We start from the raw sequence: 22,123 nt of genomic DNA, 5'->3' as shown, positions 1-22,123 counted from the left end.
CCATTCATGGCGACCTTTTTTTATATCTGCTGTTAAATCTGCGCCTGATCCCGCAACCAATCGCGAAATAATGTAATCTCCGCATCGTGCTGACGCGAAGTCTTGGTCATCATCAACGTGGCGCGATCGACGCGCACAAAGCCCAGCGGTGCGATCAAGGTGCCGTCACTCAACTCCTGACGCACCAGCAAGCGTGGTGCCATAATCACGCCCAATCCGTTTCTCGCCGCCTGAATGGCTAACGTCAAATTATCGAAATGCTTGCCGATCCAGTAATTGCCGCGTACCCCGCTGGTTTTCGCCCATTCGGCCCACGCATGCAGCCGCGTATCGGCGTGCAGCAGCGGCAACGAGGCGAGATCCAGCTCGCTTTGAAAGCGGGCGGCAAACTGCGGGGCGCACAGCGGACCGATGTAATCATCGCTGATCAAGGTGGCATCAATATCGTCATCCGGCGACTGCTCGGCGCTGAGAATCAGCACATCGGTGTGCTCGCTGCGCAACTGGTCAATCTCCACCAGCGGCTGAAACTGCACTTCAATATCGGGATAGCGCTGATAGAAGCTGGCGATGCGCGGAATCAGCCATTGCGAGAGAAAGCTGGGCGCGCAGGAGACGCTGATATGATGGCGCATGCCGGTACGAATGCTTTCGCAGGTGGTGGAGAGCTCGCTAAAGGCTTTCTGACAACTCACCAGCAAACGTTCACCGTGTGAGGTTAATTTGACGCGTCCATTGGTACGCACAAACAGCGGCTTCCCCATCCAGCTCTCCAGCTGTCGAACCTGATGGCTAATGGCGCTATGGGTGACATGCAGACGTTCGGCCGCTACGCTAAAACTGCTGAACAGTGCCGCCTGGTGGAAATAGTGCAGTGCACGTAACGATGGAAGCACGGTCATACTCGTCCCCTGTGTAAAAACCTAACAGGGATTGTCAGTTTATATCATTTTAATGTCCAGCCGCATTGGCCTAACCTTTCCACCAGATTCTGGCAGGTTGACGGCTACGGCTCTCTGTGTTCTACGCCGACTATCACCGCAGGTTTCACCTCCCACACACAGCATAATAACCAGAGACATACCACGCGATGGCTCCACAACTTGCTTCTGCCAGGGCGGCGGCGGCGCGCGATAAGCTTCGCGGCTCGCTTTCCCGTTATTACCGGCTTGAAAATTTCGATCTCTTCTTCGCACCCTCTTTGCATATCTCGCGAGTGCTGCTTTCCCAGCTGTTTCTCCGTCAGGAGCAATCACGTAATCACACGCGCTATGCCTCGCACTATCCGGTTAGTGAACTGAGCGTGCTGCCCACTTTGCCGATGACGGCGGGCAATATTGCGCTGGTGGATCATGTTGATATGCAGCAAGGTCGCGTGCGAGCGTTAAGCGAATGTCAAAGCCACGGCGTTGCCGATGCATCGGAGTCGTTTGCCACGCAGCTGCATAAACGGCTGGTGAGCGATGCGCGACTGTTTGTCGCCCGCCTTGATCGCCATGCGGCGTTATGCGGCGATCTGGTGTTAATCGCATTGCGCACCGCCGATTTCAGCACATTGGTGCGCAGCGAGCTGCGGCTGTTTGAGCAAGGATTAGCGCTCGGTGGCGCGCCAGAACAGGCGCTGGCAATGATGAAGGACAGCGAATGGCGTCCGTACAATATTGCGATGGTGGAAAAAATCGCGCTCGACTCGCCATTCATCCTGCACTCCATTCAGCAACCGGGTTTACCCTTTGCACTTTTTCCGCTGCCGAACGGCCTTAATGCCAGTGAATTGCCGCAGGATGTTCAGGTGCTGCCCGAACAGGCGCAATTACGCTTGCGCGCCGACGTGCGCGGCGGGGTCAACAAACAGCTGAACGTCACACCAGCACTTAAAAAACGCCTCAAAGACGTGCTCATGCTTAGCCGCGATTCCTAAAAACGGGCACTCTGCTGGTATTTGCTGACAAAGCAGGTCAAAGTAGACCTTTCGTGGCGAGCGCGCCCGTTTCCTTGTGGTGCGCGGGCCATAATGGTATGTTCTTCGCCTTCTCAGATTGAACAATGCGATTCGCAAGGGGAATTACGCAATGCGTATTATTCTGCTCGGAGCTCCGGGCGCAGGTAAAGGCACTCAGGCTCAATTCATCATGGAGAAATACGGTATTCCGCAAATCTCCACCGGTGACATGTTACGTGCGGCAGTCAAAGCAGGTACGGAACTGGGCCAACAGGCAAAAGCGATCATGGATGCCGGTAAACTGGTGACTGACGAGCTGGTGATTGCGCTGGTTAAAGAGCGTATCGCGCAGGAAGACTGCAAAAACGGTTTCCTGCTCGATGGCTTCCCACGCACTATCCCGCAGGCTGACGCGATGAAAGAAGCGGGCATCAAGGTTGACTACGTGCTGGAGTTCGCTGTACCGGACGAGCTGATTGTGGATCGTATTGTTGGCCGCCGCGTACATACGCCATCGGGCCGCGTTTATCACGTCACTTACAATCCACCGAAAGTGGAAGGTAAAGATGACCTGACCGGCGAAGAGCTGACCACGCGTAAAGATGACCAGGAAGAGACCGTGCGTAAGCGTCTGGTGGAATACCATCAACTGACTGCGCCGCTGATTGCCTACTACGGCAAAGAAGCGCAAGACGGCAACACCGAATATCACAAAATCGACGGCACGCGTCCTGTCGCCGAAGTGAGCACGCAATTGGCCACGATTCTCGGTTAATGCGTTGAGGGGCCGGTTGTCCGGCCCTTTTGCAGCAATTGCTTTCCCCTCCTTCAATTTCCGCTACAATTTCCCCCTGATTTTGCATTCGACCCATTCGTTTCGACATCAAGGAAATACCATGAGGCAAGAAAAGCCCGGGGTTTTGCTGGTTAACTTAGGCACACCAGACGCACCCACAACACCTGCGGTTAAACGCTATCTGAAACAATTCCTCGGCGATCCACGAGTGGTTGATACACCGCGCTTACTGTGGTGGCCGATTCTCAATTTCATCATCGTGCCTTTCCGTTCGCCACGCGTATCGAAACTGTATGCTTCCGTATGGATGGATGAAGGATCACCGCTGATGGTGTTCAGCAAGCGTCAGCGTGAAGCATTGGCGCAGCGCCTTGATATGCCGGTTGAACTCGGTATGAGCTACGGCCAGCCAAGCCTCGACAGCGCGCTGAAGCGCTTGCTGGATCAGGGCGTGACCAAACTCATCGTGCTGCCGCTCTATCCGCAGTTCTCCTGCTCGACGGTTGCCGCAGTATGGGATGGCTTAGCCACCAGCTTTAAACCACTGCGCTCGCTGCCAGAAGTGGCGTTTATCCGTGATTACGCGGAGCATCCGGCTTACATCGCCGCGCTGAAAGCCTCGGTTGAGCGCTCGTTTGCGCTGCATGGCGAACCGGATCTGCTGGTGCTGTCCTATCACGGCATTCCGCAGCGTTTCGCCAATGAAGGCGATGATTATCCGCTGCGTTGCAAAGACACCACCGATGCGCTGGCCGCGGCGTTGGGCATTGCGCCACACAAAATCATGATGACCTTCCAGTCGCGCTTTGGTCGCGAGCCGTGGCTGACGCCGTACACCGATGAAACCATGAAAGGTTTGCCGGCCAAAGGCATCAAGCATGTGCAGGTGATGAGTCCGGGCTTTGCGGCGGATTGCCTTGAAACGCTGGAGGAGATCAGCGGTGAGAACTGCGAGATCTTCCTGCATGCCGGCGGCGAAAAGTTCGAGTACATTCCTGCGCTCAACGCCGATGCGGAGCACATTGAAATGATGGTGCAGCTGGTCAACGCGCGTCGTTAAGGGTGTGGCAGAGAGTGTGATATCATTCTCTGCCTGATTTTCCCTGACGGCACTCTCGATGAAATTTCCCGGCAAACGCAAATCCAAACACTATTTCCCCGTCAACGCGCGCGATCCGCTGCTGCAAGCCACGCAGCAAGAGCAGGAAGAGGGCAGTTGGGTGGTGGGTATCGACCAGACGCTGGTGGATATTGAAGCCAAAGTCGACGACGACTTTCTGCAGCGTTACGGTTTAAGCGCCGGTCACTCGCTGGTGATCGACGATGCTACCGCCGAGGCGCTCTACAACGAACTGATGCGCGAAGCGCTCATCAGCCATCAATTTGCCGGTGGCACCATCGGAAATACCCTGCATAACTATTCGGTGCTGGCAGATGACCGCTCGGTGCTGCTCGGCGTGATGTGCAATAACATCCAGATCGGCGGCTACGCCTATCGCTACCTGTGCAACACCTCCAGCCGCATGGATCTGAACTTCCTGCAGGGCGTTGATGGCGCGATTGGCCGCTGCTTTACGCTGATTGGCGAGCAGGGCGAGCGTACCTTTGCCATCAGTCCCGGCTTGATGAACCAGCTGCAGGCCAACAGCATTCCAGAAGAGGTCATTGCGGGCGCGTCGGCGCTGGTGCTGACTTCCTATCTGGTGCGCTGCCAGCCGGGCGAACCGATGCCGGAAGCCACTTTACGCGCCATCGACTACGCCAAAAAACACAACGTGCCGGTGGTATTGACGCTCGGCACCAAATACGTGATTCAGGATAATCCGCAGTTCTGGCGCGATTTCCTGCGCGATCACGTCTCAATTGTGGCGATGAACGAAGAAGAGGCCTTTGCGCTGACCGGCGAGCAGGATCCGCTGCTGGCGTCGAATATGGCGCTGGATTGGGTGGATTTGGTGCTGTGTACCGCCGGGCCAACCGGTTTGTACATGGCCGGTTTCACTGAAGAAGAGTACAAGCGCAAAACCAACCATCCGCTGCTGCCGGGCGCGCTGGCTGAGTTCAACCAATATGAATTCAGCCGCGCGATGCGCCACAAGGATTGCGATCAGCCGCTGCGCATCTTCTCGCATATCGCGCCATATATGGGCGGCCCAGAGAAGATCATGAACACCAACGGCGCGGGCGATGGTGCGCTGGCGGCGCTGCTGCACGACATCACCGCCAACAACTTCCACCGCCAAAAAGTGCCTAACTCCAGCAAACACGGCCGCGCCTACCTGACCTATTCGTCGCTGGCACAGGTGTGTAAATACGCGAACCGGGTAAGTTATCAGGTGCTGAACCAGCATTCACCGCGCCTGACGCGCGGCCTGCCGGAGCGGGAAGACAGCTTAGAAGAGTCGTATTGGGACAGATAAAACGCAAGGTCGCCGTTCATGGCGACCTTGCTAAAGACCGCACTCACTTAAATCGGGCACTCACGTACAATCGGGTTCTGCGCAATCTCTTCTTCCAGCACATGCAGCATGCTGTTGGCGATCTCACGCTCTCCCATCACCACGCGATTCGCGCCACGCTCCATTATGTAGGTCACTTCATCGTCATAATGCGCACGGGCAATAATCTCAATGTCCGGACGCTTTTCGCGCGCTGCCGTCACGACTTCACCGGCTTCGTAGCCATTCGGAATGGTCAGCAGCAGCCAGCGGGCGCAGTCGAGGCGCGCCAGTTCCATGGTATCCACGCGTGCCGCATTGCCCAGCACCGCTTTGATCCCTTGCTCGCGCAGCGCTTCAACGCGCGGACGGGAGTTCTCCACCACCACCAGCGGCACATCCGCTTCCATCAGCTTTTGCCCCAGCAGGCTGCCGACGCGGCCATAACCTACTAAAACCGCGTGATTGCAGATATCCACCGGAATCTGCTTCTCTTCTTCGATCGCTTCTTCCAGCGTCTGCTCTTCGATGGTCTCGGTTTTGTCGAGGTAGCGTTCCAGCACGCTAAACAGAATCGGGTTAAGCATGATGGAGAGAATCGCCGCCGCCAGCACCAGATTGCGGCCTTCCTCGCTCAGCATGCCGAGCGAGATGCCGAGGCCGGCGAGAATAAAGGCGAATTCACCAATCTGCGCCAGGCTCACCGAAATGGTCATCGCGGTGCGACGTGAATGACCCAGCAGCGTTACCAGCAGCCAGGCGGCAATGGATTTGCCCAGCACGATAATCGCCAGCGCGCCAAGCACCGCCAGCGGCTGCTCAATCAGGATCATCGGGTCAAACAGCATGCCGACGGACACAAAGAACAGTACGGCGAACGCATCCCGCAGCGGCAAGGTATCGTGCGCCGCGCGGTGGCTAAGTTCAGATTCGTTCAGCACCATGCCGGCAAAGAAGGCGCCGAGGGCGAAGGAGACATCAAAGAATTCGACGGCGCCAAAGGCGATACCGAGCGCCAGCGCTAACACCGCAAGGGTAAACAGCTCACGCGAACCGGTCGCGGCACTTTTTGCCAGAATCCACGGCACCACGCGACGGCCTACCACCATCATCAGCACCATAAAGGCGACGACTTTACCGATGGTCAGCAGCAGATCCCACAACAGCAGCGTTGGGCTGGCGTTGCCCTGTTCCAGCATGCCGGCGATGGCTGGCAGCAGCACCAGCGTCAGCACCATCACCAAATCTTCCACGATCAACCAGCCAATGGCGATTTGCCCGCGCTGGCTATCAATCAGCTGACGCTCTTCCAGCGCACGCAGCAGCACCACGGTGCTGGCGGTGGAAAGACACAAACCAAATACCAAACCGGTCATCCACGACCAGCCCATTGTCCATGAAAGTCCCATTCCCAGCAGCGTCGCCACGGCGATTTGCGCGATGGCGCCAGGAATGGCGATGGACTTTACCGACATCAAATCCTTCAGCGAGAAGTGCAAACCGACGCCGAACATCAGCAGAATAACGCCGAGTTCAGCCAGTTCAGGGGCAAGGTTGGTATCCGCGACAAAGCCTGGCGTGAAAGGGCCGGCCAGGACGCCAGCCAGAAGATAACCGACCAGCGGTGAGATGCGCAGGCGGTTTGCCAGCATACCAAGGAGAAATGCGAGGACCAGTCCCCCGACAATGGTAGTGATCAACGGTGTGGTGTGATGCATGCCTGTCTCCTTGTGTGCAAATGTATCCGCTTGTAACAACCTAGTGTAATGCACAATCACTCACCGCGTTTAAACATTTGAGCGGTTAAAGCCCACTAAATTGAAAAAATGAGACTAAAACGCAGCTGAAGCTCCATTTTCGTCAGTTATCTCACGATATCGACTGGAAATACGCAGAATGACGGGTGACGCGGAAAAAATAGTTGCAGTGGGAAATTGGCTTCGCAGCAGGGGTTGTTACGGTTAAAGCGGTCCTAAGTCGATAAAGTCACCGCCAAGTGTAGAATTGGGTTGTCATTCCCAGCGAGAAGCGAATTTAAAAATGCTGGTCGTCACGCTGTGCCATGATGCAATGCGTGTTTCATCTTGAGTTAGCCAGCCATCTGTGCGACACAGAAGGGCGATAACGCACATTAAGTCCACCGCTAAGTGGAAAAACGCAGAATAAGGAGATCGACTTTGTTTTTATCACCGCGAAAAGGGCGCTGGCTGGCGCTGACAGTGTTACTGCTGCCGATGCTGGCGCAGGCGTGGCAAACGGATCGCAGTTATCGTTTCAGCATTTCTGCACACCAACGATCATCACGGTCGTTACTGGCCGAACGCACAAGGCGAATATGGCCTTGCGGCACAGAAAACGCTGATGGATCAACAGCGCTACGATGTGCAGGCCAAAGGTGGTGGCGCGCTGATCCTGTCAGCGGGCGATGTGAACACCGGCGTGCCAGAGTCAGACATGCTGGATGCTGAACCCGATATTCGCGGCATGAACCTGGTGGGCTATGACGCCATGGCGTTGGGCAACCACGAATTCGACAAACCGCTCAGCGTGCTACAACAGCAGCAGAAGTGGGCCAAATTTCCGTTCCTTTCGGCCAACATCTATCAAAAAGGCACCGACACGCGCTTATTTAAGCCGTGGGCAACCTTTAACCGCATGGGGCTGAAGATTGCGGTGATCGGCCTGACCACCACCGACACGCTGCGCATCGCCAATCCGGAAAACATTGCGACGATTGATATTCGCGATCCGGTGAAAGAGACCGAAAAAGCGGTAGCGGAACTACGCGCCAGCGAAAAGCCTGATGTCATCATCGCGCTGACACACATGGGCCACTACGACGACGGTCAGCACGGCAGCAATGCGCCGGGCGACGTGGAGCTGGCGCGCAGCCTGCCGCCGGGCACCATCAACGTGATCATTGGCGGCCATTCACAGGATGCGGTGTGCATTGAGAAAGAGAACGTCAGCATAAAAGATTATCAGCCAGGCCAGCCCTGCCAGCCGGATCGGCAAAACGGCGTGTGGATCATGCAGGCAAAAGAGTGGGGCAAATTTGTTGGGCGCGGCGACTTCACCTTCCGCAATGGCGAGCTGACGCTGGAGAATTACCAGCTGATCCCGGTCAACCTCAAGCACAAGGTAAAAAATCTTGATGGCAGCGAATCCTGGCTCACCTGGCAGGAAGAGATCCCGAAAAACAGCGCGATGATGAAGCTGTTAACGCCGTATCAACTGCGTGCTGGCAAGAAACTGGATGTCAAAGTCGGCAGCAGCGACGGCGTGTTTGTCGGTGAGCGCGACAAGGTACGCTTTGAGCAGACCAATCTTGGGCAGCTAATTTTGCGCGCCCAAATGGCGGCGACCAAAGCGGACTTTGCGGTGATGAGCGGCGGTGGCATTCGCACTTCGCTGGCGCAGGGTAATCTCAGCTGGCGCGATTTGTTGCAGGTGCAGCCGTTTGGCAATCAGGTGGTGTCGGTGACGCTGAAGGGTAATGAAGTGCTGAATTATCTGGCGACGGTTGCCAATATTAAAGTGGATTCCGGCGGCTTCGCGCAGTTCAGCAACATCAGCCTGGTGGCGGATGGTAAAGGCGTCAGCGACGTGAAGATTAATGGCGAACCGCTGCAAAAGGATAAAGCCTACCGCATGGCGACTAACAGCTTTAACGCCAGCGGCGGCGATGGTTATCCGAACATTGAAACCCATGCTGGCTTCAGCAACAGCGGGCAGCGCGATGCGGATGTGCTGCGTGAGTATGTCAGCCAGCATTCACCGCTGAAGGTAGCGGATTATCAACCTGGCGGGATTGTGCATCTGACGGCAGCACAAATTGAAGAGCGCAACAAAGCGCTGGAGAAGCAACGCAAACCAAGCTACCCGCAAATGATTCTGGCGTGGATCTGGCCGCGCGCCGCACAACATTGAACTCTGCGCTCGTAGGTCGCCATTCATGGCGACCTCTTTTCAAATGCACATCACGCCTGACACGATTTCTGCGTCACCCAACGGTGGCGCAACTTATCCCACATCCAGTTGTAAACCATGGTATAGGGCAGGAAGAACAGGAAGAACGCCACTTCTAGCACAAAGGCTTCCAGCAGTGAAATATTCAGCATCCAGGCGGCAATCGGCAAGCCAATCAGGATAAAACCGCCTTCAAAGCCTAGCGCATGCATGGCGCGTAAACCGAATCCGCGTTTCACCTGCGGCGGCCAGATGCGGTCAAAGCCGGTGTTATAGATCATGTTCCACAGCATGGCGACGGTCGACAGCATAATCGCCAGCGCGCCCATCTGAAACAGCGGTTTCTCCATGATCCAGGCAGCCAGCGGCGCAACAGTGATAAGTGCTAACCCTTCAAAGCCTGCGGCATGACAAAAACGTTCTTTCAGCGAACGGGTACGCATATAAACCTCCTTATTGGTGATAACCCCTATTTTCGCACTGGGTGATGCTAAGATAAAATGATCACCTATCGATAAAAGCGATGGTTCAACATGAAATATTCCCCGGAATCCCTTGAGGCGTTTGTGCAAACCGTGGCCAGCGGATCCTTTTCGGCGGCGGCGCGCGCGTTGTCTAAAAGCCAATCCACCATCAGTAACGCGATCGCTAATCTGGAAGACGATCTGGGTTTCACGCTGTTTGATCGCAGCGGACGTAACCCGGTATTGACCGAGCATGGCCAGCGCGCGTTTGCGCAGGTGCAGCAGATTCTGGCCGCCAGCCAGCGGCTGGATGAGCTGGCAGTGCGCTTGTCGCAGGGCGTAGAACCGCGCCTTAGCCTGGCGATCTCCGATTTTTGGCAAGCGGATCACCATGAAAATCTGCTTAACCGGTTTGAGGTGCGTTATCCAGATATCGATTTTGAGTGCATGATCGCCGAGGATGCTGATGCATTAGATTTGATACAAGCCGGGCGCGTGCACCTTGGCGTGGTGCGGGCGCAGCCACAATTGCCACCGGATTTGGCGGTGGCACGCTTGCAAGTGGGGGCGCAGATGGCGATTTACCTTCATCAGGATCATGCGCTGTCGCAGGCTCAGCAGGTGAGTGAAGGGCAGTTAGGTGAGTTGCGGCATCTGCGACTCAATACCTGGGTACAAAATCGCGATCCCTTGCCCGCCGGACGCGTGTGGTCGGCGCCATCTTATTTATTGCTGTTAGAGATGGCGGAGCAGGGTTTTGGCTGGAGTATATTACCGCGCTGGCTGGTGGAGCAGTTTGGTCATCAGGTGCTGAAGGAGTTGCCGGTGCCGGGCTGGCCGCAGCATATCGCGGTTGATGTGGTGTGGTCGCGGCGTAATCCGCCGGGACCGGCCGGGCGCTGGATGATCGATCAACTCTGCGCCCAGCAGCCCGACTAATCGCGCCGTGCGACGTCGGCCAGCGGCGCATCCAGCAGGCGAGACAAATCTTGCGCGGCCAGCTCGATATCCAGCCCGCGTTTGCCGCCGGAGATAAAGATGGTGGCAAACTCCGCTGCCTGCCGATCGATCACCGTTGGCAGACGTTTTTTCTGTCCCAGCGGGCTAATGCCGCCTACCAGATAACCGGTCACGCGCTGTGCCAGCTGCGGATCGGCCATATCCGCTTTCTTCGCGCCTAGCGCTTTGGCGACCTTTTTTAGATCCAATTGGGTTGAGACCGGTGTTACCGCAACCGCCAGCGCTTTAGCATCGCCGTTGAGCGATACCAGCAAGGTTTTGAACACCTGGCGCGCATCCAGATTAAGCTTACGCACCGCTTCGTCGCCAAAATTGGTTTCGTGGCTATCGTGGTGGTAGGGATGCAGGGTAAAGGTGACTTTTTGTTTTTCCAGAAGTTTTACCGCGGGCGTCATGATCGGTCCTTGTTAGGAAAATTCTTATTTCAGTTTTGATGGAAAAACAGTGGCGAAATTCTGAACTTTGCGCGAGAATTGGCCCGCGCCAGCAAGAGATTGTTGGTGATAACCAAAATCATAAACAAATTCCTCTTTGACGGGCCAATAGTATTATTGGCCTTCTTTTTTTCTGCCAAACGCACAGTTAATAAAACGCACAAGCCCGTAGCGGCGCGTTTTATCGCGCAATAACTTGCGCCGCTAAGAAATGTGCATAAATCAGCTCTTCAGCAGTCCCGGCAAATTATCATCGCCATACAGATGCAGTGCGCCCACCGCCACCACATAACGCCCTTTCGGTAACGCCAGCAGCAGCTCGCGCCAGTGCTGGTTGCGGTTGCGCATCAGCGTGTCGTTCAGCTCGCTGCTAAAGGTGGTCGGCAGCGCCACCGGTTGCTGGGTGGGCGGCGCATCCAGCCACCAGCTGATCATGGTTTGCAGCAGGCGCGCGTTGGTGTGCCAGTGTTCCAGCGTATCCAGCAACAGCGGCAAACCATCCTGCGGCAGCGATTTCAGCAGGGCGATCTGCGTTTCCGGACCTTCCAGCTCGATAATGCGTTTGTTGGCCGCTTTGGCCGCCTGCAACAGCTGATAATCGATACCAAACTGCGGACGCAATCCCAGCCGCTGCGCCTGTTGCGCCTGCAACATCAGCGCGATCTGCCAGAACGGCAGCGTATCGAACAGGCTCAGTGACAGCGAAAGCTCATCGCACAAGGCCTGCAAGCGCTGCAGCACGTCGTCGTCGAGTCGCATTGCCAGCGGCGGATGTTCATCATCATTGCTGAACGGCGATTCGCCTTGAGTGATATCGGCTTCGACAATCAGCGCGTCGGCTTTATGCAGCTGGCGCAATAGCCCGGCAGGCAGCGGCTGCATATCGCGCGTGCCCATGTGAATGCTGCCCGCCAAATGCAAACGACGATCGCCCAGCTGAATATCCATGGCCGGCCAGCTGTAACTGGCCGGAAAAAGGGTCGCGATCCGTTGTTGGATGCTGTGCCACAGACCGTGTCTCATTCCCTGTCCTTTTTAAGGCAAAAAACCATGCTAGCGATTTCATCTCATGAAAAACAGGGCTGGAATGGCTATTGCCGTTGCGCGGGCTTGAAGCGCAACAAACGGTTAGCGTTGCTCACCACGGTAATGGATGACAGCGCCATCGCCGCGCCCGCGACAATCGGGCTCAGCAGCATGCCGGTAAACGGATAGAGCACGCCGGCCGCAATGGGGATCCCAAGGCTGTTGTAGATAAAGGCGCCCAACAGATTTTGCCGCATATTGCGCAGCGTAGCGCTGGAGATCGACAGCGCATCGGCGACGCAGTGCAGATCGTTGCGCATCAGCGTCATGGCGGCGGTTTCTACCGCCACATCGCTGCCGCCGCCCATCGCAATGCCGACATCGGCCTGCGCCAGCGCGGGCGCATCATTAATGCCGTCGCCGACCATCACCACTTTGCGGCCTTGCTGCTGTAACTGAGTAATCGCCTGCGCTTTGCCATCCGGCAACACGCCGGCAATCACTTCATCAATACCCGCTTCGGCGGCAATGGCCTCCGCGGTTTTCTGGTGATCGCCTGTCAGCATAATCAGGCGATAACCTTGCTGATGCAGACGCTGCAGCGCCGCTTTACTCTCGGGACGCAAGCTGTCACGCAGCGCGATCAATCCCAGCAGCTGCTGATTGTCGGCCAGCAGCACCGGCGTTGCGCCTTGTGCGGCGAAGCGCGCGATATCGTCCTGCGCGGCGCGGTAATCAACCTGCTGCTCATCCAGCAGCGCCTGATTCCCCAGCAGCAGCGTTCTGTTTGCCACTGTAGCGCTGATGCCTTTGCCGCGTATTGTACGAAATTGCTTAACCGCTTCGGCGTTCACCGCAGGCGCAGCCTCAAGAATCGCTTTGGCGAGCGGATGGCTGGAGCCTTGCTCCATCTGCGCCGCCGCGCTGAGCACCTGCTCGCGATTCCAGTCGCCATACAGCACCACATCGCTGACCTGCGGCGTGCCGCGCGTCAGGGTGCCGGTTTTATCAAACACAATGGTATCGACTTCGCTGGCTCGCTGCAGCGCATCGGCGTCACGCACCAGCACGCCCAGCTCTGCGGCGCGTCCGACGCCAGCAATCACTGACATCGGCGTGGCTAAACCCAAAGCGCAAGGGCAGGCGATGATCAGCACCGTGGTGACAATTACCAGCGTGTAAGCCAGTTGCGGCTGCGGACCCGCCAGATACCAAATCACCCCGCTCAGCAGCGCAATCGCCACCACCACCGGCACAAATACCGCGGAGATGCGATCCGCCAGTCGGCCAATATCCGGTTTGCTGCTTTGCGCCTGACGCACCAGATTGATAATGCGCGCCAACGTGGTGTGGCTGCCGATGGCGCGCGCCACAAAGTGCAGCGTGCCGTCTTGTACCAGCGTACCGGCAAAGATTTTATCTCCCGGCTGTTTGGCCTGCGGCACTGCCTCGCCTGTCAGCATCGCTTCATCCAGCCAGGCTTCACCGCTGGCGACGTCACCGTCCACCGGTACGCGATCGCCGGTGACCAGCTTCAGCGTCATGCCGGACTTAACCTCGCTGAGCGGCAGCAGCGTTTCACCCTGATCGCTGATGACCCGCGCCTGCGCCGGGGTTAAATCCAGTAATCGTTCCAGCGCCTGCGAGGCGCGCTGGCGTGCGCGCTGCTCCAGCGCGTGGCCGAGATTGATCAGGCCAACGATCATCACGCTGGCTTCAAAATAGAGATGACGCGCCTGATGCGGGAAGAATTCGGGCCAAAGGGCGACGCTCATCGAATAGAGCCACGCCGCGCCGGTTCCCAGCGCCACCAGCGTGTCCATGGTGGCTGTGCCGTGACGCAAACTGCGCCACGCGCTGCGATAGAAGTGGCCGCCGGCCATCACCATCACCAGCAAGGTTATCACGCCGAGCGTGCGCCACAGCGTTTGGTTATCTGCGCTCAGCATCATGTTGTCGCCGAGCATGCCCCAAATCATCATCGGCACGCCGAGCAGCAACGCCAGCGCCGATTGCCAGCTAAAACGGCGCATAGCGTGCTGCGCGCTAACCTGCTGGCGTTCGCGGCGGGTTTGTTCATCCTCGATCACTTCGGCGGAATACCCAGCCTGATCGACCGCGCTCACCAGCGCTTCGGCGCTTGCATCACCCATGATCAGCGCGCTGCGCTCACCGAGATTGACGCGTGCCTGGCTGACGCCCGGCACTTTTTGCAGCGCCTGTTCCACGCGGCTTACGCAGCTGGCGCAGCTCATGCCGCCAATCAGTAAATGATGCACAGCAAGCTCAGCTTCAGTGGATTGTGCCGGTTGCGACTCCGTTGTCAGCGCCTCCGGCGGCGGCTCTGTAGCTGTCAACGGATCAGGCTTTGGGCTGGCTGCGCCGTCTTTCAGCACCGCGTGATAACCGGCTTGTTCAACCGTAGCGATCAGATCGCTGGCGCTCGCCGCACCGGTCACGCGCGCTTCTTGCTGCGTGACGTCCGCCTGTTCAACATCGCTGCGCTGCTCCAGCACTTCTTTGACGCGTTTTACACAGTGGCCACAGGACAAGCCGTCCAGCGCCAGCAGTTGGGTATGTGACATGGTGTACTCCTCAGGCTAATGATTTTGACTGCATGCAAAATTTGCATTAGAACTACAGCCTAAACCTTCCCCTGAATGGAAGGTCAAGGGGGAAAGATGAACATCAGCGATGTGGCAAAAAAAACCGGACTCACCAGCAAAGCGATTCGCTTCTACGAAGAGAAGGGCGTGGTGACGCCGCCGTCGCGCGGTGACAATGGCTATCGCCATTACGCGGCGCATCATATTGATGAGCTAAATCTGCTGCGCCAGGCGCGTCAGGTGGGATTTACGCTGGAAGAGTGCCGTGAACTGGTGACGCTGTTCAACGATCCCGCGCGCCACAGCGCCGATGTTAAAGCGCGCACCTTGCAGAAAGCCGACGAGATTGCTGCGCACATCGAAGAGTTACATGCAATGCGTGCGCGCTTGCTGGAACTGGCGGAGGCTTGCCCCGGCGATGACAGCGCAGAGTGCCCGATCATCAATCACCTGGCCGGTTGCTGCCATCACGCCGATGGCAAGCGCGGCTGAATCATCAGCGTAATGCCGACCACGCCAGTGACAATCACCGGCGTGCCCGCCGGCAGGTCGCTATCTGCCTGCACGCGCCAGCTGCTGTCGCCAATGCGTACGTGACCAAGGCCATTTTTCAGCGCGTTATCCAGCGTCAGCTGCATGCCCATTAACTGGTTGCCGCGCTGGTTAAGCGTGTTGGCGACCTGCGACGATTCGCGATAGCGCATCCAGTGATGCCAGAAGAACGCGCTCAGCAGCGTCATCACCGCAAACACAATGCCCTGACTGGTCCATGAGATGGGAAACAGCCACTCAATCAGCGCCACCGCGACGGCGGCTAAGCCACTCCACAGCAGATAACCGCTGGTGCCGAGCATTTCGGCGGCCAACAGCAGGCCGCCCAGCGTCAGCCAGAACCAGTGTGGATGCGCAATCAGCTCCATCAGGATCATGGTCTGCGCTCCGTCCGGTTCTCCTTCAGCAACTCACTGATACCGGCAATTGAACCGAGCAGGCTGCTGGCGTCCAGAGGCATCATCACCACTTTGCTGTTGTTGGCTTCGCCGATTTTTTGCAGCGCGTCGGTGTATTTCTGGGCCACAAAGTAGTTCACCGCCTGAATATCACCGGCGGCTATCGCCTCGGAGACCATGCGCGTCGCCGTGGCTTCCGCTTCTGCCTGACGCTCGCGCGCTTCAGCTTGCAGGAAGGCCGAGGTGCGTTCGCCTTCTGCTTTGAGGATCTGCGACTGCTTGTCCCCTTCTGCGCGCAAAATCGCCGCCTGACGTACGCCTTCGGCGGCAAGGATATCGGCGCGTTTGGTACGTTCCGCCTTCATCTGCGCGTTCATCGCGGCGATCAATTCCTGCGGCGGGCGCACGTCACGAATTTCGATACGGGTAATTTTCACGCCCCACGGATTGGTGGCTTCATCAACGATATGCAGCAGACGCGTGTTGATGTTGTCGCGCTGCGACAGCATCTCATCCAGCTCCATGCTGCCAAGCACGGTGCGGATATTGGTCATGGTCAAATTCAGGATCGAGAGTTCAAGATTGCTGACTTCGTAGGCGGCGCGCGCCGGATCGACAACCTGAATAAAGCACACCGCATCAATGGTGACGTTGGCGTTGTCTTTAGAGATGATTTCCTGCGAAGGGATATCGAGTACCTGTTCCATCATATTGATTTTGCGACCAATACGATCCATGAACGGCACAAGCAAATTGAGGCCTGGCGCCAGGGTTTTGGTGTAGCGGCCAAAGCGCTCTACCGTCCACTGGTAACCTTGTGGAACAATTTTTACACCGGCCCACACGGTAACGAGTGCGAGCACAATGATGACGGGAATGACCGTTAACATATAACCTCCTGGCTGTCAGATTGTCGGGCCGAGTCGTTCGGCCCGTTTAACGCGCGGTACCGATCAGTACAGCAGCGAGTAAAGCTGGCGGCGATAGCGCGTGGCGAGCGTGTCGCCGGTGCCGAGTGCGGCCAAAATTTCCTGGAACATTTTACGCACCTGGCCGTCACCGACGCTGAGATCGCTTTTCAGGAAGCTGAATAACAACTCCAGCGCTTCCTCGTTGCGGCCAACCTGATGCAGCTGTAACGACAGTTTAGCAGCCAGCTCGGCATTGGTCGGATCGCTGGCTAACTGCTCCTGCAACAGCTGAATTTCTGGCGTATCGGCGGCCTGCTTTAACAGATCGATTTGCGAAATCAGGCTCTGATAGCGCGTGTCCTGATCCTGCAGCGGCACCGCATCCAGCACGGTTTCTGCTTCGTCGCTGCGGTTCAGGGTGATCAACACTTCTGCCAGCAGGAAGCCAATTTCGCTGTTTTTGTTGCTCAGCTGCCAGGCGTCTTTCAGCAGCGGCAGCGCTTCCAGCGGTTTGCCTTCGTGCATCAATTGCATCGCCTGCTGCGCTTTAACTTCTTCTTCACGCGGCAACACTTTTTGCAGCAGAGCGCGAATTGCCTCTTCCGGCTGCGGTCCCTGGAAGCCGTCAACCGGTTGACCGTTCTGGAACAGATAAACGGTTGGGATCGAGCGCAGGCCAAACTGCGATGCCACCATTTGCTCTTTATCGCAATCCAGCTTCGCCAAAATAAACTGACCCGCATACTCCTGCGCCAGGCGATCCAGCACCGGCGTCAGTTCCAGACAGTGCTGACTGCGTTCGGACCAGAAATAGAACAGCACCGGCAGCTGCATCGACTGTTCTAAGGTCTGCTGCAGGTTGGATTCGTTGATGTCGATAATCAAAGCGTGTGACATGAATACGTCTCTTGTCAGAAAGTGTGTTGAGGATATGGGGGCAAGCTGCCCCGGTTCAAGTTTGATTCTGCGTTGCAGCTTAGTTGCTGCGCAAAATGCGATCCAGTATCCAACCTGGCAGCAGGCGTTTCAGCAGGCTCATCGCCCAGGCCACCAGCGTTACCGGATAGCGCAGGCGCGGATGTTTGCTCTCTAACGCGTGGCGCAGCTTCGGCAAAATCGCTTCCGGCGGCAGCGTGAAACGCGCGGCGATGCCCGGATTTTGTACCGGTTTATCCTGCTGGCCCTGATGCACGTTATCGGTGAAACGCGTGCTTATCGGGCCGGGTTCAATCAGGCTAACGCGCACGCCAGAGTCGCGCACTTCAAGACGCAGCGCATCGCTCCAGGCTTCCAGCGCCCATTTGCTGGCGGCATAGGCGCCGCGCCCCGGCGTCGAGATCAGTCCCAGTACCGAACTGGTATTGACGATGCGTCCGTTGCCGCTGGCTTGCAGCGCGGGCAGCAGGCGCATGGTCAGTTGATGAGTGCCAAACAGATTGGTGGAAAATTGCTTCTCTAATTGCTGACGCGAAACGCTGCTGAGCGGCCCATATTGACCAAAACCGCCGTTGTTAAACAGCGCGTGCAGGCGATGATCGGTGAGTTCCAGCACGCGATCGGCGGCGGCATCGACGCTGGCGGCATCATCGAGATCGAGCTGCACGCCAATAAATCCCAATGCTTCCATGCGCGCCACATCGTCGGCGCGGCGACAGGCGGCCAGCACGCGATAGCCGCGCGATAAAAGGTCATTTGCGGCGACCAAACCAATGCCGCTCGAGCAGCCGGTGATGAGAATTGTTTTTTGCATTTCTTTACCCGTTAAAAATCACACGCCTGCATTAATCATGCTTTACTAGCGGAGCCAGTTCGGTCGCCATCAGGTTGGCGATAAACGGCTGAGCATCCGGATTGGGGTGAATTCCATCCTGCTGCATCCACTCCGGCTTCAGGTAGACCTGCTCCATAAAGAAGGGCACCAGAGGAATGTCGTACTGCTGTGCCAGGCGCGGATAGATCGAGCTAAACGCTTCCGTATAACGACGTCCATAATTAGCCGGCAGACGAATCTGCATCAGCAGCGGCTGCGCTTTCGCGGCTTTCACTTCGTCGATCACTTTGGTCAGATCCGCGGCGATATTCTGCGGCGGGAAACCACGCAGGCCATCGTTACCGCCCAATTCGATTAACACCCAGCGGGGTTGATGCTGTTTTAATAGGCCCGGTAAACGCGCCAGCCCTTGTCCTGCGGTATCTCCGCTGATGCTGGCGTTGACCACTTTGGGCTGCTGTTGCCACTCTTTATTCAGCAGGCTGGGCCAGGCCGCCGTGGCTGACATGCGATACCCGGCGCTCAGGCTGTCGCCCAACACCAGTAAGGTATCGGCGGCGGCGAGTCGGGACACCAGCAGAAGCAATAACAACAGGAAGGGATAATGCCAGCGGAAAACATTGTTGCAGTTCATCATCTTACTAAGTCCGTCGGTCAGGGAGAGCATCAGCTGACCATCCTTACCGGAGTTGAGCTGGTTGTCAAACCAGCTGAGACCATCGCCCTGATTGGCGAGTCCGGCTCGGGCAAATCCACGCTGCTGGGCATTCTGGCCGGACTGGACGACGGCAGCAGCGGCGAAGTGCATCTGCTTGGCCAGCCGCTGCACAGCATGAATGAAGAGCAGCGAGCGGCGCTGCGCGCGCGCGAAGTGGGCTTTGTGTTTCAATCTTTTATGCTGGTGCCGACGCTGAATGCCCTGGAAAACGTGCAGCTGCCGGCGCTGCTGCGTGGCGACAGCGATCGCGAAAGTCGCAGCCAGGCGGTGGAACTGCTGACGGTGCTGGGCTTGAAAGATCGTCTGCACCATCTGCCGGCCCAACTTTCGGGCGGCGAGCAGCAGCGTGTGGCGCTGGCGCGTGCCTTTAGTGGTCGCCCCGGCCTGCTGTTTGCTGATGAACCCACCGGCAACCTTGACCGTAAAACCGGCGATCGTATCGCCGATCTGCTGTTCTCCCTCAACCGCGATTTTGCCACCACGCTGATTCTGGTGACGCACGATGAACAACTGGCGGCGCGCTGCGACCGTCGCTTACGGCTGCGCGACGGCAAGTTGTGGGAGGAGTCATGATTTGGCGCTGGTTCTGGCGCGAGTGGCGTTCGCCCTCGCTGCTGATTGTCTGGCTGGCGCTCACGCTTGCGGTGGCCTGCGTGCTGGCGCTGGGTTCGATCAGCGATCGCATGGAGAAAGGCTTGAGCCAGCAGAGCCGCGACTTTATGGCGGGCGATCGCACGCTGCGCACCACCGCGCCCGCGCCGGAAGCGTGGCTTAACAAAGCGCGTGACGAAGGGCTGTCGGTCAGCAGCCAGCTGCACTTTATGACCATGACCTTCGCGCAAGAGACGCCACAGCTGGCGGACGTGAAGGCGGTGGACAATGCCTATCCGATGTTCGGCACGCTGCAAACCGACCCGCCGGGCCTACGTCCACAAGCGGGCACGGTGTTGGTCGCACCGCGTTTGCTGGCGCTGTTGAATCTGAAAGTGGGCGACAGCGTGGATGTCGGCGACACCACGCTGCGCATTGCCGGGGAAGTGATTCAGGAGCCGGATGGCGGCTTCAATCCGTTCCAGACCGCGCCGCGTCTGCTGATGAATCTGGCCGACGTAGAGAAAACCGGTGCGGTGCAGCCGGGCAGTCGTCTGAGCTGGCGCTATAAATTCTCCGGCGATCCGGCACCCCTGGCGCGCTATGACAGCTGGATCGCGCCGCAGCTAAAAGCCGATCAGCGCTGGATCAGCGTGGATAATTCGGAAGATGCGCTGGGCCGTTCGATGCAGCGTGCGCAGCAATTTTTACTGCTCTCAGCGCTGCTAACGCTGATGCTGGCGATTGCCGCGGTGGCGGTGGCGATGAGTCATTACTGCCGCAGCCGCTACGATTTGGTGGCAGTGCTGAAAACGCTGGGCGCAACGCGCAAGGCGCTGCAGCGGCTGATTATCGGTCAATGGTTGGCGGTGCTGTTGCTGGCGGCGATTGTCGGGAGCGCCTTAGGGCAGGGCATTGAAGTGATTCTGCTGCTGATGCTGAAACCGGTGCTGCCGGGCGCGCTGCCTGCGGCGAGTTTCTGGCCGTGGCTGTGGGCGATCGGCGCGATGTTTGTGATTTCGCTGCTGGTGGGTTTGCGTCCGTATCGTTTGCTGATGGCGACGCAACCGCTGCGCGTACTGCGGCGGGATGCGGTGGCGAACGTCTGGCCGCTGCGATTCTATCTGCCGGCAATGGCGCTGGTGGTGATTGGCTTACTGGCGCTGCTGATGGGCGGCAGCAAAATGCTGTGGGCGCTGCTGGCGGGCGTGGTGATGCTGGCGCTGCTGCTGGCGTTACTCGGCTGGGGCACCTTGCTGCTGCTGCGTCGGCTGGTGGTGCGCAATCTGGCGCTGCGCCTGGCGATCAACCGTCTGCTGCGTCAACCGGCGATGACACTCAGCCAGCTGGCGGCGTTTTCACTGTCATTTATGCTGCTGGCGCTGCTGCTGGTGATGCGCGGCGATCTGCTGGATCGCTGGCAACAGCAACTGCCGCCGGACAGTCCGAACTATTTCCTGCTGAATATCACCAAAGAGCAGGTGCCGCAGGTGCGCGACTTCCTGGCTGGACATCAGCTTAAGCCGGAAACCTTCTACCCAATTGTGCGTGCGCGCCTGACCGAGATAAACGGCAAAGAGGCCGATCCCCAGCTGGATAACGCGCTGAATCGCGAACTTAATCTGACGTGGCAAGCGGAGCGTCCGGATCACAATCCGCTGATTTCCGGTAACTGGCCGCCGCAAGCCGGTGAAGTGTCGATGGAGGTGGAGCTGGCGGATCGTCTGGGCGTGAAGCTCGGAGATAGCTTGACCTTCAGCGGCGATACGCAGCAGTTCAGCGCCAAAATCACCAGCTTGCGCAAGGTGGATTGGGAGAGTCTGCGGCCGAACTTCTTCTTTATCTTCCCGCCGGGCGCACTCGATCAACAGCCACAAACCTGGCTGACCAGCTTCCGTATGGAGAGCAATCCGGCGCTGCTGGCACAGCTTAATCGCGCATTCCCGACGCTGAGCCTGCTGGATATTGGCAGCATGATGCGTCAGATCGGTCAGGTGCTGACGCAGGTGAGCCAGGCGCTGGAAGTGATGGTGGTGCTGGTGACGGTGTGCGGCGTGCTGCTGTTGCTGGCGCAGATCCAGGTTGGCATGCGTCAGCGTCGGCAGGAGCTGGTGGTCTATCGCACGTTGGGAGCCAGCAAGCGCCTGCTGCGCGGCACCTTATGGTGTGAGTTTGCGCTACTTGGCGTGGTGTCGGGGATTGCGGCAGCGCTGGGCGCGGAAGCGGCGCTGTGGGGCTTGCAGCGCAAGATCTTCGATTTCCCGTGGCAGCCAGACTGGACGTTGTGGATCGCCTTGCCAATCGGCGGCGCGCTGCTGCTCTCGCTGTGCGGTGCCTGGTTGGGGATTCGACTATTAAAACAGAAGGCGCTGTTCAGAAGCTTCAGTGCCGGATAAGCAAAACGATTTGTCTTAAATTTAAGTTCTGGTCTGCGTGAGTCGACTCATGAAAGCAGACCAGACTTATTTAAGGCTAAATAAACGCTAT

19 protein-coding genes and 1 pseudogene are annotated in these 22,123 nt (G+C 57.6%); 9 read left to right on the top strand and 11 right to left on the bottom strand.

Going from position 1 to position 22,123, the window contains the following annotated elements; all coding sequences use genetic code 11:
* Positions 1 to 32: 32 nt before the first annotated feature.
* Positions 33 to 902 (bottom strand): LysR substrate-binding domain-containing protein, encoded by an 870-nt coding sequence (locus Q3H59_RS15175; RefSeq protein WP_309835657.1) that lies wholly within the window; start codon positions 900 to 902, stop codon positions 33 to 35.
* A 188-nt stretch (positions 903 to 1,090) separates the two neighbouring features.
* On the opposite strand from Q3H59_RS15175, the gene Q3H59_RS15170 reads away from it, so the two are divergent.
* From Q3H59_RS15170 to Q3H59_RS15155, 4 genes are all read left to right on the top strand, one after another.
* On the top strand, positions 1,091 to 1,921 hold the full coding sequence (locus Q3H59_RS15170; RefSeq protein WP_309835655.1) for a DUF6024 family protein: 831 nt from the start codon (positions 1,091 to 1,093) through the stop codon (positions 1,919 to 1,921).
* Positions 1,922 to 2,072: 151 nt separating this feature from the next.
* Entirely contained in the window at positions 2,073 to 2,717 is a 645-nt protein-coding gene (gene adk / locus Q3H59_RS15165; protein ID WP_008103865.1) for an adenylate kinase, read from the top strand.
* Between the two features lie 121 nt (positions 2,718 to 2,838).
* Positions 2,839 to 3,798, top strand: coding sequence for a ferrochelatase (gene hemH, locus Q3H59_RS15160; RefSeq protein ID WP_192414060.1), 960 nt, complete (start codon positions 2,839 to 2,841; stop codon positions 3,796 to 3,798).
* 58 nt (positions 3,799 to 3,856) lie between these two features.
* A complete protein-coding gene (locus Q3H59_RS15155; protein ID WP_101762392.1) occupies positions 3,857 to 5,158 on the top strand; it encodes an inosine/guanosine kinase in 1,302 nt (433 codons plus the stop codon).
* 47 nt (positions 5,159 to 5,205) lie between these two features.
* Here Q3H59_RS15155 and ybaL read toward each other — a convergent pair whose 3' ends face one another.
* Entirely contained in the window at positions 5,206 to 6,894 is a 1,689-nt protein-coding gene (gene ybaL / locus Q3H59_RS15150; RefSeq protein WP_101762391.1) for a YbaL family putative K(+) efflux transporter, read from the bottom strand.
* Between the two features lie 459 nt (positions 6,895 to 7,353).
* Here ybaL and ushA point away from each other — a divergent pair.
* Positions 7,354 to 9,106, top strand: a pseudogene (ushA, locus tag Q3H59_RS15145) (bifunctional UDP-sugar hydrolase/5'-nucleotidase UshA).
* Positions 9,107 to 9,156: 50 nt separating this feature from the next.
* On the opposite strand, the gene Q3H59_RS15140 reads toward ushA, so the two are convergent.
* On the bottom strand, positions 9,157 to 9,588 hold the full coding sequence (locus tag Q3H59_RS15140; RefSeq protein ID WP_110865657.1) for a multidrug/biocide efflux PACE transporter: 432 nt from the start codon (positions 9,586 to 9,588) through the stop codon (positions 9,157 to 9,159).
* Positions 9,589 to 9,678: 90 nt separating this feature from the next.
* On the opposite strand from Q3H59_RS15140, the gene Q3H59_RS15135 reads away from it, so the two are divergent.
* A complete protein-coding gene (locus tag Q3H59_RS15135) occupies positions 9,679 to 10,548 on the top strand; it encodes a LysR family transcriptional regulator (protein ID WP_101762388.1) in 870 nt (289 codons plus the stop codon).
* On the opposite strand, the gene ybaK is transcribed toward Q3H59_RS15135, so the two are convergent.
* From ybaK to copA, 3 genes are all read right to left on the bottom strand, one after another.
* Positions 10,545 to 11,024 carry a Cys-tRNA(Pro)/Cys-tRNA(Cys) deacylase YbaK gene (gene ybaK, locus Q3H59_RS15130; protein ID WP_210081219.1) on the bottom strand — a complete coding sequence of 160 codons (480 nt, stop codon included), beginning with the start codon at positions 11,022 to 11,024 and terminating at the stop codon, positions 10,545 to 10,547. The genes Q3H59_RS15135 and ybaK overlap by 4 nt on opposite strands.
* 261 nt (positions 11,025 to 11,285) lie before the next feature.
* On the bottom strand, positions 11,286 to 12,086 hold the full coding sequence (locus Q3H59_RS15125; protein ID WP_192414064.1) for a TraB/GumN family protein: 801 nt from the start codon (positions 12,084 to 12,086) through the stop codon (positions 11,286 to 11,288).
* 68 nt (positions 12,087 to 12,154) lie between these two features.
* Complete coding sequence (copA, locus tag Q3H59_RS15120) at positions 12,155 to 14,674, bottom strand: copper-exporting P-type ATPase CopA (RefSeq protein ID WP_309835651.1); 2,520 nt, start codon at positions 14,672 to 14,674, stop codon at positions 12,155 to 12,157.
* Between the two features lie 96 nt (positions 14,675 to 14,770).
* Here copA and cueR point away from each other — a divergent pair, with 96 nt between their 5' ends.
* Positions 14,771 to 15,187 (top strand): Cu(I)-responsive transcriptional regulator, encoded by a 417-nt coding sequence (gene cueR, locus Q3H59_RS15115; RefSeq protein ID WP_101762384.1) that lies wholly within the window; start codon positions 14,771 to 14,773, stop codon positions 15,185 to 15,187.
* Here the strand turns inward: cueR and Q3H59_RS15110 are convergent.
* The 5 genes from Q3H59_RS15110 to tesA form a co-directional block, all read right to left on the bottom strand.
* On the bottom strand, positions 15,163 to 15,624 hold the full coding sequence (locus Q3H59_RS15110) for an NfeD family protein (protein ID WP_405041879.1): 462 nt from the start codon (positions 15,622 to 15,624) through the stop codon (positions 15,163 to 15,165). The genes cueR and Q3H59_RS15110 overlap by 25 nt on opposite strands.
* A complete protein-coding gene (locus Q3H59_RS15105) occupies positions 15,621 to 16,535 on the bottom strand; it encodes an SPFH domain-containing protein (RefSeq protein WP_101762383.1) in 915 nt (304 codons plus the stop codon). Before Q3H59_RS15105 ends, Q3H59_RS15110 begins: the two co-directional genes overlap by 4 nt.
* 63 nt (positions 16,536 to 16,598) lie before the next feature.
* A complete protein-coding gene (locus Q3H59_RS15100; RefSeq protein WP_101762382.1) occupies positions 16,599 to 17,453 on the bottom strand; it encodes a co-chaperone YbbN in 855 nt (284 codons plus the stop codon).
* Between the two features lie 79 nt (positions 17,454 to 17,532).
* Positions 17,533 to 18,306 carry an SDR family oxidoreductase gene (locus tag Q3H59_RS15095; protein WP_137385302.1) on the bottom strand — a complete coding sequence of 258 codons (774 nt, stop codon included), beginning with the start codon at positions 18,304 to 18,306 and terminating at the stop codon, positions 17,533 to 17,535.
* Positions 18,307 to 18,337: 31 nt separating this feature from the next.
* On the bottom strand, positions 18,338 to 18,964 hold the full coding sequence (gene tesA / locus Q3H59_RS15090; protein ID WP_309835646.1) for a multifunctional acyl-CoA thioesterase I/protease I/lysophospholipase L1: 627 nt from the start codon (positions 18,962 to 18,964) through the stop codon (positions 18,338 to 18,340).
* On the opposite strand from tesA, the gene ybbA reads away from it, so the two are divergent.
* Together ybbA and ybbP are read left to right on the top strand one after the other, a co-directional pair.
* Entirely contained in the window at positions 18,932 to 19,618 is a 687-nt protein-coding gene (gene ybbA / locus Q3H59_RS15085; RefSeq protein ID WP_176971306.1) for a putative ABC transporter ATP-binding protein YbbA, read from the top strand. The two genes, tesA and ybbA, sit on opposite strands and share 33 nt — an antisense overlap.
* Positions 19,615 to 22,032: a putative ABC transporter permease subunit YbbP gene (ybbP, locus tag Q3H59_RS15080; RefSeq protein WP_309835643.1), complete on the top strand. Its 2,418-nt coding sequence runs from the start codon at positions 19,615 to 19,617 to the stop codon at positions 22,030 to 22,032. Before ybbA ends, ybbP begins: the two co-directional genes overlap by 4 nt.
* Positions 22,033 to 22,123 lie beyond the last annotated feature (91 nt).

It is taken from the genome of Pantoea sp. SORGH_AS_0659 (assembly GCF_031453915.1).
In the GTDB taxonomy this organism is placed as follows: Bacteria; Pseudomonadota; Gammaproteobacteria; order Enterobacterales; family Enterobacteriaceae; genus Pantoea; species Pantoea leporis.
The sequence above is the reverse complement of the archived record's forward strand: the minus strand, read 5'-3'. Positions and strand labels throughout refer to the sequence as shown.